This window comes from Paenibacillus sp. FSL R5-0475 (assembly GCF_038004585.1).
In the GTDB taxonomy this organism is placed as follows: Bacteria; Bacillota; Bacilli; order Paenibacillales; family Paenibacillaceae; genus Paenibacillus_AQ.
The window spans coordinates 4,271,469-4,285,866 of sequence record NZ_JBBORK010000001.1 but is presented as its reverse complement, the minus strand read 5'-3'; the positions used below and the strand labels follow the sequence as shown (position 1 = coordinate 4,285,866).

The 14,398-nt window shown below is 41.3% G+C and carries 16 protein-coding genes; 11 read left to right on the top strand and 5 right to left on the bottom strand.

Annotated features, from left to right (window positions below; all coding sequences use genetic code 11):
* Positions 1 to 101: 101 nt before the first annotated feature.
* The 3 genes from MKX41_RS19225 to MKX41_RS19215 form a co-directional block, all read right to left on the bottom strand.
* Positions 102 to 1,271, bottom strand: a complete 1,170-nt coding sequence (locus tag MKX41_RS19225; RefSeq protein ID WP_339266922.1) for a DUF4179 domain-containing protein — start codon at positions 1,269 to 1,271, stop codon at positions 102 to 104.
* Positions 1,258 to 1,791 (bottom strand): RNA polymerase sigma factor, encoded by a 534-nt coding sequence (locus MKX41_RS19220; RefSeq protein ID WP_339266920.1) that lies wholly within the window; start codon positions 1,789 to 1,791, stop codon positions 1,258 to 1,260. The genes MKX41_RS19225 and MKX41_RS19220 overlap by 14 nt, the downstream gene beginning before the upstream one ends.
* Before the next feature lie 288 nt (positions 1,792 to 2,079).
* Entirely contained in the window at positions 2,080 to 3,117 is a 1,038-nt protein-coding gene (locus tag MKX41_RS19215) for a helix-turn-helix domain-containing protein (protein WP_340972684.1), read from the bottom strand.
* A 364-nt stretch (positions 3,118 to 3,481) separates the two neighbouring features.
* On the opposite strand from MKX41_RS19215, the gene MKX41_RS19210 reads away from it, so the two are divergent.
* The 6 genes from MKX41_RS19210 to MKX41_RS19185 all read left to right on the top strand — a co-directional run bounded on the left by MKX41_RS19210 (position 3,482) and on the right by MKX41_RS19185 (position 7,667).
* Positions 3,482 to 3,772, top strand: a complete 291-nt coding sequence (locus MKX41_RS19210) for an ArsR/SmtB family transcription factor (protein WP_405176794.1) — start codon at positions 3,482 to 3,484, stop codon at positions 3,770 to 3,772.
* Between the two features lie 16 nt (positions 3,773 to 3,788).
* Entirely contained in the window at positions 3,789 to 4,787 is a 999-nt protein-coding gene (locus MKX41_RS19205) for an NADP-dependent oxidoreductase (protein ID WP_339798397.1), read from the top strand.
* A 156-nt stretch (positions 4,788 to 4,943) separates the two neighbouring features.
* On the top strand, positions 4,944 to 5,588 hold the full coding sequence (locus tag MKX41_RS19200; protein WP_340972683.1) for a hypothetical protein: 645 nt from the start codon (positions 4,944 to 4,946) through the stop codon (positions 5,586 to 5,588).
* 150 nt (positions 5,589 to 5,738) lie between these two features.
* Positions 5,739 to 6,296, top strand: a complete 558-nt coding sequence (locus MKX41_RS19195; protein ID WP_076300428.1) for an RNA polymerase sigma factor — start codon at positions 5,739 to 5,741, stop codon at positions 6,294 to 6,296.
* Positions 6,293 to 7,240: a hypothetical protein gene (locus MKX41_RS19190; protein WP_340972682.1), complete on the top strand. Its 948-nt coding sequence runs from the start codon at positions 6,293 to 6,295 to the stop codon at positions 7,238 to 7,240. The genes MKX41_RS19195 and MKX41_RS19190 overlap by 4 nt, the downstream gene beginning before the upstream one ends.
* Before the next feature lie 103 nt (positions 7,241 to 7,343).
* Positions 7,344 to 7,667 (top strand): hypothetical protein, encoded by a 324-nt coding sequence (locus MKX41_RS19185; protein WP_076300430.1) that lies wholly within the window; start codon positions 7,344 to 7,346, stop codon positions 7,665 to 7,667.
* A gap of 88 nt (positions 7,668 to 7,755) precedes the next feature.
* On the opposite strand, the gene MKX41_RS19180 is transcribed toward MKX41_RS19185, so the two are convergent.
* Entirely contained in the window at positions 7,756 to 8,478 is a 723-nt protein-coding gene (locus MKX41_RS19180; RefSeq protein WP_340972680.1) for a YheC/YheD family protein, read from the bottom strand.
* A gap of 237 nt (positions 8,479 to 8,715) precedes the next feature.
* Between MKX41_RS19180 and MKX41_RS19175 the strand changes: the two genes are divergently transcribed.
* Positions 8,716 to 9,108 (top strand): hypothetical protein, encoded by a 393-nt coding sequence (locus MKX41_RS19175; RefSeq protein WP_042130783.1) that lies wholly within the window; start codon positions 8,716 to 8,718, stop codon positions 9,106 to 9,108.
* Positions 9,109 to 9,158: 50 nt separating this feature from the next.
* Here the strand turns inward: MKX41_RS19175 and MKX41_RS19170 are convergent, their stop codons facing one another.
* Positions 9,159 to 9,851, bottom strand: coding sequence for a DUF421 domain-containing protein (locus MKX41_RS19170; RefSeq protein WP_340972678.1), 693 nt, complete (start codon positions 9,849 to 9,851; stop codon positions 9,159 to 9,161).
* A gap of 217 nt (positions 9,852 to 10,068) precedes the next feature.
* Here MKX41_RS19170 and MKX41_RS19165 point away from each other — a divergent pair, with 217 nt between their 5' ends.
* The 4 genes from MKX41_RS19165 to MKX41_RS19150 all read left to right on the top strand — a co-directional run bounded on the left by MKX41_RS19165 (position 10,069) and on the right by MKX41_RS19150 (position 14,298).
* On the top strand, positions 10,069 to 10,527 hold the full coding sequence (locus MKX41_RS19165; protein WP_340972677.1) for a hypothetical protein: 459 nt from the start codon (positions 10,069 to 10,071) through the stop codon (positions 10,525 to 10,527).
* 778 nt (positions 10,528 to 11,305) lie between these two features.
* Entirely contained in the window at positions 11,306 to 11,686 is a 381-nt protein-coding gene (locus MKX41_RS19160; RefSeq protein WP_076286012.1) for a FlxA-like family protein, read from the top strand.
* Positions 11,687 to 11,874: 188 nt separating this feature from the next.
* A complete protein-coding gene (locus MKX41_RS19155) occupies positions 11,875 to 12,747 on the top strand; it encodes an AraC family transcriptional regulator (RefSeq protein ID WP_340972676.1) in 873 nt (290 codons plus the stop codon).
* Positions 12,748 to 12,903: 156 nt separating this feature from the next.
* Positions 12,904 to 14,298, top strand: a complete 1,395-nt coding sequence (locus tag MKX41_RS19150) for a hypothetical protein (RefSeq protein ID WP_340972675.1) — start codon at positions 12,904 to 12,906, stop codon at positions 14,296 to 14,298.
* Positions 14,299 to 14,398 lie beyond the last annotated feature (100 nt).

Genomic DNA, 14,398 nt, shown 5'->3' with positions numbered 1-14,398 from the left:
GAAGTCATTTAAATAAAAAGACGAAGCCATTTATGGCTTCGTCTTTTGTAGGTTTGCATACCCTTTTAATCCAAGAGAATAATGTCCTTTTTACAAATGAACTATTGCACCGAAAGTACAGTCTCCAGCTCAGGGATATATTCCTTGACCATATTGTTGTCTTCCCACCGTCCTTTAGTCCCAGCTGGGGCTTGACCTTCGGAAACGACTAAGTACGGTTTGATGGTTACGGTACTCGGTAAAGTCTTGAAGGGTTCAAAACGAACATTATAAGATTCGCTTAAGGGGTGAGCACCGATGGGCTTCAGTTGAACGCCACGTTCATCCACAATGTCAAATTGAAGAGCGATGACGCCTCCGTTAGCACCCTTATATTTCGAAGGGATAGAAGCGAGCATTTCTTCTACGCTCTGGCCCGGTTTGGTTTTGTACTCAATGGATAACTGCGTTGTGATTGGGGTGATTTCCACCTTACTGATCTGCAAGTTAATGTTATCGTGATGCTTGGTCTCCTCTGAAGTTAGTGCAGTTACGGGTGTTGATTTTGTAACAGGCAGAACGAATTCGAACGGGGCATCGTAGCCCTTTAACGTTACATTTACAGTCAAGTCAAACTGATCAGGGAACTGGACATTCTGTGTTGTTGTGTTCGGCTCATAATAAGTGTTCAAAACCTGAACCATTATGCTGGAAGCAGTCTCACCATCCATTTGTTCGTAACTCCAGAGCAGAGGTTGGCCTTTATAGAGAACCTCAAACTTATCCACTGCCCCTTTATTGGCATCTGAAGGCGGCGAATTGGGCTCCGAAGCCAGACGGTTTCCAGGAGTGGTTATGTTCATAAGAATTCGGGTTCCGTCAAATAACAATGTTGGAATATTCATGGTCACATCGCCATGCGTCACGCTTTGGTTTATGTTTGTGATGAAATCCTCGGCTTGTTGAACACCGGGATCTCCGTTGTTTTCGCCCCATAATGAATAGATTTGTCCCAAAACCGGAATTTGCTTGAGTGCATCAGCCATTGCGGGCGATACAAAGCCGGAAGCAAGGACTGTAACTCCAAGAATTGCAGCGGCTGCAGTGGAAATCAACCATTTATTAAAAGTTTTAGATACATTTTTCTTTTTCTGAACGGGGGAAATGGAATTATCGGTTTCCCTGATGATTTGGTAAGTCTCATTCAGCTTGGAGCGGGCAATATCGGATAACTGATCAGGAAGTAGGCTTTGGCAGTTTTTTAATTGTTCTTCTAACTTAGTGTTTACCATGTGGCAACTCCATTTCTTGATTGAATTGAGATGAATGCTTTAGCTTTTTGCGGGCGCGATGCAGCCGGGTCTTCACGGCTACCGTAGAAATTTCGAGAATGTCGGAAATTTGACTGATCGGCATGTCCTGTAGGTAATGAAGGTGAATGACAATCCGTAGATTCTCCTCAAGATGTTGAACGGCATCCCATATTTCGATTTTCTCATAATCCTTGGAAATGGAAGGGACTTCGGGAAGCTCTCCATAAGGGAGGGCTCTTGCGTTGTTTTTGATCATTTTGTTGCATTCATTAATCAGAATCCGGAAGATCCACGTTTTGAAAAAAGCGGGCTCTTTAAGTGTATGGATGGATCTAAAGGCTTTAAGCATCGTCTCTTGCAGGGCATCTGCACAATCCTCGTCTTTGTTGACGATGGACCTTGCAGTTCTATACAGAGGTAACTCTATCTCTTGCATCAGCTGCACGAATGCTTCAGAGTCCCCAGCTTTGGCTTTGACGACAATAGGATTAATATGCAAAGATTTACCTGCTTTCTTGACTAAAAGTCTTAGGATGTTCGTAACGTTACTTAAATATTAGATCGGGTAGGCAGCTAGAAGGTTACAACGAAAGTAAACCTAAGATATCCAGGGACTGAACCGCTTGGGCAAATCAGCACACACGGGATTCTCCAAGCATTCTGGGTTCACAAAATAATGTAGTATCTGGTGGGGCAGTGTTGCTTACTGAAAGAAAAAGCCCCCTCCGCCGTTTTGGCGGAAAGGGCCAGTCGTCCATGTTATTTGGTATTTTTATAAATGTTAGGTTTAGTTATTCAACATTATCTTTAAATTTTCTATTTCTCTCTTATAAAAATCAACGGTCTTACCCACTGTGACTCTCCAGTCCCTTTCTAGCAGCTCAATTATTTCGTGATGCTTTTCAATAGACTTATCATATTCCCCTTTTATTTTATATATATGAGAAATGGCTTCAAATGCATCTGTATACTTTGGACTTGGCTGTAGTTCGTAACCTTTGGAATAGTATTCTATGGCTTCGTCGTACCTGCAAAGTTTAGCCATACAGTCTCCTCTGGAGGACCATGCAAGCCAATCCTCAGGATACAAATCAGTCATTTGCTCCCAGAGAGCCAGCGCCTGAGAAAGGTCGCCCTCTTCCTTGCATATCAGCCCTCCATATTTTTGATATAAATGACCAGGATGGATTTGGTTCAATTGTTCCAGAATTTCTTTTGCTTCAATACATCTGCCGTCTGCGATTAAGTAGTTCATAAGCCAAACATAAGCCTGCCAGTAATTCGGGTGATTCGGCACGAAATTCTTATAATACGTAATGAGTTTGTGGTGATTTGAAAAGTTCCAATCAAAAATGATTCCATTCTCCGCATCTCGCAAGGCATTATGATTACTTTTGCTGTCCGGAGCTAATTGCAGCGCATCCTTGGCATAATGGGAAGCCATTTCACGGTGCTCATCTGAACGATGAATGTGTAACTGAGCTAGCAGGGTGAGGGATGGGGATTTTTTTTGCGCATCATTTATTTTTCCTTTTAAAAATTGTTCAGCATAGTTAAAATCGTCTTCGGATATAAAATGTTCAGTACTAATCATATTTCCAATTCGTTCTAAATGGGTATCATCGGTTAATGCAAATAATTCATCAATTGTAACACCAAAAATCACGGATAAATCAGGAAGAATTTGAATATCAGGCATGGTTACATTATTTTCCCACTTAGATACTGCTTGGGATGACAGATTCAGTTTTGCTGCTAGTTCTTCCTGAGTCATTTCTTTTTGTAAACGAAGAGTCTTTATTTTTTTTCCTATCTCAACATTCATTTGGATAACCTCCAATTCGTATCATTTCGACTAGTCAATTGAATTATAACTTTTAGTATAAAATATCCTCAATGACCGCTTGGTTAAGCGAATTAACCCATCAGGTTACCTTGTAGGACATTGGTTCAATTTATAAGAAGGGCGATTTGAGATTTATCGACAATTCTCCTCTGAGGGTTGGAGGCGAGGGAATGTAAAAATTTTACTTGTGATCTCGATTTTCTTTCTCAAGGTTGCGGAGCATATCTTGTTATGACATACTCGTCAGCAAATGGTTCACTAAGTTAAACGATTGAACGAAACGAAAGCGGTGAGAATCATTAATAAACAGCAACAAGTCGAAGTCATCAAAGACGATTTCAAGATGTGTCAGAAGGTCTTTTTAGCTATTGGTAATGAGACAAGACAATCTATTATTACTGTACTTATGGAGACTACCTGTACGAACGGGTTACGCGTAGGTGAGATTACTGAAAAAACGCATCTATCACGACCTGCTGTTTCCCATCATCTAAGAATCTTAAGAGAAGCCGGAATTATAATGGTGAGGAAAGAAGGCTCTAAAAATTATTATTTTATGGATGTTAGAACAAAATTAGGAGTGTTAAAAAATCTTATAAACCATCTCGATGAATTTATGGAACAATATTATTAGAATTGGAGGTTTCTTAATGAAAGCGATGATCATTGAAAAATACGGGAAAAGTCCTCTTCTAATGGCAGACATTCCAACACCTTCAGTAGGTGATTATGATGTGTTGGCAGAAATCCATGCAGCGAGTATTAATCCTATCGATTTCAAGGTGCGGGATGGCAAAACTCGTATGTTGTTGAAATACGATATGCCGCTTGTGTTAGGAAATGATTTTTCAGGTATAGTCACCAAAGTAGGAAACAAAGTAACTAAATTCAAAATAGGCGATGCAATATACGGACGGCCAAGAAAAAATAGAATTGGAACCTTCGCAGAATATATATCCATACATGAGGACGATATAGCCTTAAAGCCACAAAATCTTTCCTTTGAGGAAGCGGCGTCAATCCCATTAGTCGGGCTTACATCCTATCAAGCATTACATGATATATTACAGCTATCGGCAGGGCAAAAGGTATTGATTCAAGCTGGATCGGGCGGCGTTGGGACCTTTGCTATCCAGCTTGCTAAAGCGATGGGAGTTTATGTAGCTACAACTACTAGCGATGCTGGAGCTAATCTGGTCAAATCTCTTGGGGCCGATCAAATAATCAATTATAAAACAGAACAATTTGATAAGGTCTTACAAAATTATGATGGAGTATTCGATACGATTGGCGGAGAGACATTAGAAAAGGCTTTTAAAATAGTCAAACCAGGCGGACAAATTGTATCGGTTTCTGGGCTGCCCAATGCACGCTTCGGAGTTGAATATGGGTCTGGTTTTATAAAAACGAGTCTTTTTCGATTGGTTACCCGTAAGCTAACAAAATTAGAAAAGCAATATAATGCCAAATACAGCTTCTTGTTCATGAAACCAAGCGGGAGACAATTGGAGATCATTTCGGAGCTTATAGAAGCAGGGAAAATAAAGCCTGTAATTGATCAAATATTCTCTTTCGAAGAAGCTCAGAAGGCGATGGAGTATTCTGAATTGGGCAGGGCAAAAGGAAAGATCGTATTAAAGATAAAGTGATAGGGAATTTAACCCCACTCGTAGAATATAACTACTTGTGCCAAGAAAGGAGAATTTCGATGTGTTTTCACTGTTATAGGAAGATAAGAATCCGCCACCTCTCCGAAACCAACGTGTTAAAGTAAGATACTACACAAATCATATGGGGTGTACCGGATGAAGATAAATAATAATTATTTGAAGGAACAATTAAAACATGTTTACTGGCTTAATGGGGGGCCTTGTGCTGGGAAGACTACCATGACCAAGAAATTTGTAGAGGAGCTAGGCTTTCAAACATTGGGGGATGATGTCTTAAAATACAGACCATTCACTAGTCCTGTTGAATACCCTGCCCTTCAATTTCCTAATTCTGATTTGGATTGGAATAAGTGGTTCAATAAACCTGTAGATGAGCACTGTCAATGGCTATTTCAAATCGTCGAAGAGATGATGGACTTCTTTATCATTGATTTGTTAACAATGCCTATTGATAAACCAATTATAATAGATTTAGGAATAATGCCTGAACGTATACTACCGTTTATTCCAAAAGAGAGAATGGTTTGTTTTTATACGTCCGACGAAGAGATAGAGAGATTATATTACTTTAGAGAAGATCATAAGATGATTTTAGATTGTATTAACGCCTACACGATAAATCCAGCAGAAACGATTAAACACGGTAACAAATCTATGGTTAAGTTCTCCAATGAGATTAAGACTGCTTGTAATAAAATGGGGATCAAAACCGTTGAAAGAATACCAAGTATGAGCGTGGAAGAACAATTTAGGTTAGTTAGAGAACATTTTGGATTGTAGAGATGACCAAAAGGCAGATCTATTACAAAGACCCCTTCCTTGTTTAGGAGGGGGTTGTTTTTATATATGGGTGTAAATTTTAATATAAGTGCAACCCATCCTAAGAATTCTCTACTATATAGATAAGAGTGTTTAAAAGGAGAAAAACGAATGGAAGACCAAGGAATAATCCACCTATACTTACAGCGTTCACAGCAAGCCATTTTAGAGACTAAAAATAAATATGGGGCTTACTGCAGAGTCATTGCAAGAAACATTATTTCGAATTTCTCGGATGTTGAAGAGTGTGAGAACGATACATACTTAGCGGCATGGAATGCGATACCGCCCAATCTACCTAGGAATTTTTCGGTATTTTTAGGGAGGATCACCCGTAATATTGCGCTTGATAAGTATGGTTATAATACAGCGAAAAAGCGTAATCGTGAGTTTGAAGTCATTCTAACGGAACTAGAAGAATGTCTAGCTTCGCCTGATACTGTAGAAACAGAGTATGAAGAAGGTGAGATCGCAAACTTAATAAATCAATTTTTATATGGCATAGATGAGCAAGCGAGAAACATATTTATTGGAAGGTACTGGTATTCCTATTCAATAGATGAGCTTTCTATGAGATTTAATATGAGTAGTAGTAAAGTGAAATCCATATTATTTAGGACAAGAAATAAACTTCGAGTTCATCTAGACAAAGAGGGGGTTAACCTATGAAAAAAGAAGATTTATTTAAGGAGATCGGACTCATTGATGAAAACTTAATTGAAGCGGCTGGGCACAATGGAACAGAGAAAAGGAAAAAAGGAATTTCTAAAAAGTGGGTTATTTTGGTTGCCTGTCTTGTCCTATATAGTTCAACCGCTTCAGCTTTATTAGCAACAGAATATTATAAAAATCAAAATTCAGAGCCTTACATACGTTATTTAAATGCTGAAGACATGGAGTTAGAGCCTGCTACTCAATATGATGCGGAAAAATTTCTACATGCTTTAAAAAGTGATAATAATGAATATGTATATATTGCTATTAATAGGCTGGTAGAAAGCTTTAATGATCCCACGTTGAGAGTAAAAGCGTTAAAAGAACTTCAGCCATTTATAAAAAATGAGAATCAAAAAATCGCTGATGCGGCTGCTTTTGCCGTAGATATTTTGTCGAAAAGTTATCGGAGCCCTTATATTGTTAAGCTAGCAGATGGAAGTATGATATTTACGTTGTTTAATAATTATTCGGATTATGGAAGTCAAAATGTCATTTGGAAAATAAAAGACAATGTGCTTAAAGAATATTTAAGTTTTTCTGCACCATCTATGTATATTACAAAAATGATCCCTTCTCCAAATCATAAGTTAATTGCGATCGTAACATGCTCTAATAAAAGTAATTTCGTTCAAATTAGCAATATTGAAGAGGGAATGACAAGTCCAGAGTTAATAGAATCTGCAAGAGTCAAATATGGTGCACAAAAAGAATTAGATACATGGATTCGCACCGATCATGAGAATTATAGCTATGCTGATAACCTGGTGTGGAAAGACAATGATACATTAGTATTTGAAGGTTCTCTTGCCTACCAGAATACTGAGATTATTGAGAATGTTACTGTGAAATATCAGTTTAGTAAAAAGATAATAGAAGTAAAAGAGAAGGGGTTGTGACCATCGGATAAACGTACTTTTATTTCTTGTCCACATTTATACCTTACCAAAACGATGGAATTGCATTTAATGAATAATATCGATAATAAGGGAGGTTTTGAGGATGGGAAATAGAAAAGCTGGCGGTTATGACCCCGTACAGATCTTTAACTCCACATCGTTTAATGCATTTGGAAAAGTTGAATATGCATCCATCTTATGTAGTGATGACAATTATAATGTTCAGCGTGATGAGACTTGGAAAGCTTCTAGCCGTGGAGTCTGTTTGGTGACTAGAATCACTGCAACGGTTAGAACGCCGAGTGGAAATATTCAAGCGGAACCTTATACGTCTTCCGGCACTTCTTACAGCCAGTTTGCCATTATACAGGTAGGGGTAAATAAGTTCCAAGTGACGCGTGTTGTAAGTAACAAAAGACGTAAGTAAAATTGCAAGCGGGGTATTATCAAGGATAGGCACCAAGCATGAAAAGACGACAGACCAAAGATAAGAGGCTGGTCGTCTTTTTTTCGTTCTAATGTTTCTTATACCATAATATTCTGCGATGCATTGAGGAATCTTTCAAGAGTCGGAATGGGCGTAAGTCCGGTTGATAATTGCCTTCAATGATCCAAATCCGGCAGTTCCTGTCGATGCCTATATCGAACCCGACTTGTCTAAGCTTGGGGTAACGCTCTCCCAGTCGTGTGGCTGCCAATAATGCGATCTGTTCCGCTTTGATAAGCAAGCTCCGATCTCCGATTCGGGCTAATTTGAGTGCCTCAAGGACTGGAATGGTGCGGCTAGCCACATTCGTGACTAGATATCCTTGCGCCGCAACTTTCGCGTATGAACCTGTCACGTTCCAAGTGGATGAAGTGCTCTTTTGTCGCTGAACCATTACCCGAATGTCGAATGGCTTGTGTTGAATTTGGGCAAGCTGCAGACGCCTTTGGACGATATATCCACGACCTCTATTTTTTTTACGGAACAATTTAAATAACTTATCGCTGTCTGTCATGGTGAAAGCTTTCTTTTCGTTATGAATACGATAGGCGTTTGCACCGTTTCGTTTAATGAACAGGATATCCCTTCCGTAACTCCCGTTGCGAGGTTTCAATACGACGCTTTGATAGTGAAGCAGCATATTCGTTAATGCGTTCTTCTTAAGCAACTGTGTCTCTGGCAGCCGTCCGGCGAGAAAGGAGCCTTTGCGAAGGATGCGATATTGCAACCATTTGTCTCTTTTGATTAACATTAGAATCACAGCCTTTTTCAATCTTCTACGGTAATTCTAAGTCAAATTAGGAATCAGCATAAGTGGATATTCGTCCATATTTATGAGCCGAAGCAGGTGAAAAAGGCTTTTAGGCGGCTTAATTTCATTACTGTTCAGCTTCGGCTGGGCGCGGATTATTTATTGGCATTCGCCCAAACACTCTTTCCGCGAATGCATATGATGATTGTGCCTACTCATTGAAAGGAGTGATCACATATGGGATTTTTTCCAACGCCGGGAAGCGGCCAATTCCCAGGGTTTCCGGGTGGACCAGGAGGACCAGGAGGACCAGGAGGACCGGGTGGACCAGGTGGATTTCCTGGGACTCCGGGACCTCCAGGAGCTGCACCGGGAGGCGTTCAAGCGCCGACGGCACCTCCACCGCAATTCGTACCGCAAATGTCGGCCACCGCATTTGCCATCGACCCCGGTGCGATCAGAGGCTGTCTGTTCCGCAACACATACATTTGGCTGAACAACGGCGAGCAATTCTGGTTCTTCCCGGTATTCGTCGGGCGTAATTCTGTTGCAGGGTTCAGATGGTTCGGTCTCTTCTGGGGGTACTTCGGTATTGATCTGAATCGGATTCGCTCGTTCACCTGCTTCTAAGGCAGACAGCGAAAGAGAACAGTCTGGGGGCTGTTCTCTTTGGGGGTCTTTTATGGATTCATATCCTGGTATTTGTCGATATACAGACTCCCGTCCAATTGGAGCTCTGCGTAAAATACTTGATCTAAAGAATGAATGTTGGCTTTCTTTAATTGTTGGTTGAGCCAGACAACGGAGACATCTATTTTATTAAGATTCTTTTCTACGATTTTACCATCAACGATAAGCTCAGTTGGGATATTGTGAATAGGTGCAACATTTACTTTTATATCTTTTTTTGTTGCAGGCAGCAGTTCTTCTTTTATCAACACGCTAAGTTTACCGTCAGGTTCCAGAATTGCAAATTCGACGTCTTCGGGTGAGAAGACATCCTTATTCCGAAGCAACATGCTTAAATCGTCGATGTTGAGGTGCTGCTTAGCTAATGCCTCTTCCAGAATCTTGCCTTGTTTGACGAGAATCGTAGGTTGGCCGTCGAGAATCTCACGTGCTTTGACAGAGCGCAGTCCGATCAATGCAACGCTGAACGCCAAGAGTGACCATAAGACCAAGCTAGATATTCCTTGCAGCAGCGTGATTTGTCTGTTGACGATAATTTCCGCAGTGGTGGAGCCGAAGGTGATCCCTGTTACATAATTGAAAAACGTTAGATGTCCGACTTGTTTTTTACCGAGAAGACGCGTCAAAACGAGTAGAGCAACGAAAGACGTTGCCGTACGAAATAGAATTTCTCCATATGTCATATGCTGAGCCCCTTCTTGCATAACAGATAGTCTTAAAGTGACCCCCATTTTCCTCGCTTATACTTGTTAAGTGAAAGGAATCGAATGAACATGAACGGCTGGACGAACGTTTAGATAGGACATGCCGTTATGTTTTTAGTTAGAAACTGACAAAAAAGTATCCTGACTTTATAATTGTTTTATATATCCAAGTTGTGTCGCTGATCAGGAGGACGGAATGCAATTTCAACCAATGTATTATGACGGGGAATTATTACTACCGATGATTGAATTAAATATGACATTGAACCAATCGGTTGCCATTATAACGGACTTGAAGCGAAAGCAGCTTTTAATGAATCAATTGGTGGACCATTCTCAATATTATATATTTCGGGCTGGGCAAAGCGAGTATATGCGTTTAACGGTGGAAGAGCTAATTACTTTTCTTATCCAAGTAACGGAGAGGAATGAGCGTGCCGAGTTGTTAATGGATTATTTTGTTCTAAAAGAAGAACGGAAGGTGAGGATCAAGGATCTAAGCTCATCGAAAAGGATGTATGTGACCTTGCTACGTGTTTTTTTGCGCATCAGCCTACACTTGTACTGGAGGAACCTTATTTTTACTTGGAAGAGGAGGATCGTCGTCAATTCAAACGGATTCTGGATGATCTTTCGCAAGAAAAGCAGATATTGATTTTAACTTCGAATTTAGAGGATGCCCTTATTTCCTGTGATACCATTTATCGGTTGAACGAGTCCGGATTTCATCCATTGGATATTCGGGACATCGAAGAGGATAAGCAGGAATTACGGAAACAAGACGAGACCAATATAACCTTGCAGAAGATCTCAACCAAAAGAAATGACAAAGTAATTTTATTTAATCCGCCTGAAATCGATTTTAGCCCCCATAAATATGAACGCCACAGGGAATATAGATAATGAGGCTTCAAGCAACGTCTTGGAGAATAAACCGCAAATCGTCCCGGCTGCAGTGTACAGAATAATCGAAAGAATGATTACTGCCACAAACGCCCATATATTAGCTGGCTCATAGCACCATGGGGAACGTTACTAGTGGATGATTTTCCTATCTTCAAAGTGCTGGAGTACGTACCAAGCACTCAACTTGTGTATTTCTTAGAAATAAGCAATATAAGCTTTACGACGGGAGATTTATTAAAACCCCTCCTCATTACCTTGGCATGGACAGTTGTGCTAACAGTAGTGTCTGTCATTTTGTATCAGCGGCGGTTGAAGGACGAGTAAGGGAGCTCTGAAGGGACTTTAGCCAGCCTTCGATGGGTCTTTGGTAGGGTCGAAACAAGCGGCCGACTGAGACTATATGACGATTATTCTCTAATTGAGGCTGTGATGTTGTCATGACGGGGCCTGCTGGGTAATAAAGATGATTAGAACTTTCAAATTTGGCTGAATTTGGATTGGTAGCCATGGAAACGGAGGGAAAGATCATGGCGGCACAGACAGTATCAGGCATCAGCTCCGTACAGACCATTGCGGCCTACGGCGGTACACAGAGTGATGTCAGTTCCCTGGAGAAACAGCGGAACCGGCTGATGATGGAACTGGATAAAGTGAATGCGGCACAAGGAAGTGAGATGCAGACTCCTTATCGCCGAGAGCAGCTGCAGCGGCAAATCCGGCTGCTGGAGTCCCAACTCGTACAGAAAAGCGGGAGTAGCGCCCCCGTAAATTTTGTACCGGCTTCTCCGCTTCAAGATCACCTCCCCCTCTCGCGGATTGAGTGGAAGGGAGGCCTCAAGGGCATCGGTCTGACCGATCCCCGGACGGCGACGGTGAACTCGGAGGGCCATTTCGACGCGTTAATTTAGGCAAGAGAGAGAAGGTGCGAAAAGCGTCCGGTGATGAACCGGCTTTTCGCACCTCTTTTTTGAATGCGCGGTGAACCGTATCTTAAGTAGCGGCAAGTTTCTCCTAGGTACCCAGCAAAACTGTGCATGAGATGTCGGATGGATGCCGACGATACTTGCTATATTGTTAGTGAAGGGAGTTCATTCGAATGGATTTGCTTGCAAATCTGAACGGGGCTCTACAATACATTGAAGAGAATCTTGCTGATGATATAGACCTGAAGGAAGCGGCGAGGTTGGCTTGTTGTTCCGAATATCATTTTTCTAGAATGTTCTCATTTCTTGCAGGCATCACGCTATCAGAATACATCCGTCGGAGACGCCTGACATCTGCGGCATTTGAGCTTCAAGCTGGAGAATTAAGAGTTATGGATGTGGCGGTGAAATATGGATATAGCTCAGCAGACGCATTTTCTAGAGCTTTCCAAGGCTTGCACGGTATTCCGCCCTCTTCGGTAAAGTTGCATGGCCCTTCATTAAAAGCCTATCCGCGCTTGACCTTTCAATTAACGATTCAAGGGGGAAGTGCAATGAACTATCGTATCATTGAAAAAGAGTCATTCTGTATCGTAGGCATTACGAGAAGGGTACCTATCCAATTTAATGGCGTAAATCCGGAAATCGCATCTATGTGGAAAAGCTTAACTAGCGATGACATCGACCAGCTCAAAAAGCTCTCGAATGTCGAACCTCAGGGACTGATTCAAGCATCGATGAATTTTTCTGAGGGGAGAATGGAAGAAAAGGGGGAACTTGACCATTATGTTGGCGTTGCTACAACCAAGGAATGCCCCGAAAATTTAACGAAACTAGATGTTCCTGCAGCAACATGGGCTGTATTCGAAGCCGTTGGATCATTCCCCGATACATTGCAAAATGTCTGGGGACGCATCTATTCTGAATGGTTCCCTACCGCTAATTATGAGTTGGCAAGAGGCCCGGAGATTTTATGGAATGAGAGTAAGGATATATCTTCACCCACCTTCAGAAGTGAGATTTGGATACCGGTTTTGAAAAAATAATAAACGGTGATTACTATTGTACTTCTGATTTGTCAGGCCATCCCATCGAAGGATGGCCTTTTTTTGTTGTGGGGGATGGTTTGTAAAGTTGAGATTGACCCTTATTTTTACATATGAGAGAATAATGGAAATTTAAAAATGAAAGGAAAATAATGTATGAGAAATCTTTTCCGATTCATTCCTATTAGTCAACTAGCAGATAAATTTCCGGAAGGATCTTGGTGGGCGAAGTTTTACCAGGATTTCAGTGACGAGCAGCTAGCCGCTTATTATGAAGGGGATTTGACGCTGCCTTCTCTTAATCTGGATTGGGAGCAGGCTTTCCCGCAACAAAAAGAGGTAATTATCATTTTTATCGATGGGAATTTTACTGTAGAGAATCTCTATAATAAAGAAACAGATGGTGCCATAGGGCTTATGGTAACCGGTAATTTGAATGCGAAAAATATAGCTGTAGGCGGTCAGGAAATCTATGTTTCGGGCAATCTGATGGTTGAGGAAATATTGTGCGGCACCTACAATCATGGGGAAACAATTGTTATAGGTGATCTTAGCGCTGCGGTTTTAGTTCAGGATGACGAGTACAGCATCAAAGTAGACGGGCAGAAATCTATTGCATGCTTAGTAAATGTATGGGAGGGAGACGGCGTATTTCAGGAGCTTCCGGTGGACATTCATGAGGTGTTGATTGATGAAGTTTTTCTGGATATGGATGAGGAGGACATGGAATTTTCCTTTTGCACGCTGGTGAATGTTATTGTAGAAGGGCGTTCCGCATTGAAAAAAGTAAATGAACCCCTCAAGAGAAAGAAACCTGTTCATTTATATTTTACCCATAACACGATCAATGAGGAAAATATATTGAAATTGACTCAGTGTATTCTAATGACGGATGACAAACCATCTTTTGATTTTCAGGAGCAAGGCGTATTTTTCAAAGTTCAACTGGAGCATATTGATGCAGACGGGGATGAGCGGGATCTCAGCGTTTATATGAATGATAACCGGCATCACTATTATATTTGGCTGGAGCAAGATCATTCCATCGGTTTGTTGAGGAGAACCATAGATGAAGGGTCTGAGTGGGAGCACATTACAGAAGAGTCTCAGGAACAGCTAGCGGAGATTAGCGATTGCTGGACTATGTTGCTGACCTGTATTAATATGGCTGAGCTTTATTTACGAAACATTGAGGTCCAATATGTGCAAGACATTTTGCAACACGCTGTAATTCAGGAATTATATTCGGAAGAAGAGGAGGATGACGGGTTCTGGGACGGCTCAAAATATTACAGCTTCCGTAATGCGCATACGGACGAGGACGGAGACTACCTGCATGCTCGGATTGAAATCAAAACTCCAGATGAGGCGTATTATTTTTATACAGTGGATCATGGAACTTATGTTTCCCGGCATTATCAGCCGCCCAATCAATATGGCAAACAGGACATGTCTTTTTTGGACCTTAGGCGCTGGGAGGCATCAGAGCAGTATTTTACAAGATTCAAGCAATTTATTGATCAGAAGATAGAGTTTGGTGTAAATAGTTAGGCTTGATGGCGTTCTAAGAGATGAGCTTTGTCGTCAAGGAGGTCACGCATCACGCATGGCAACTGATCTTCCACCGAGGAGACCAGCATGGCTGAAACAA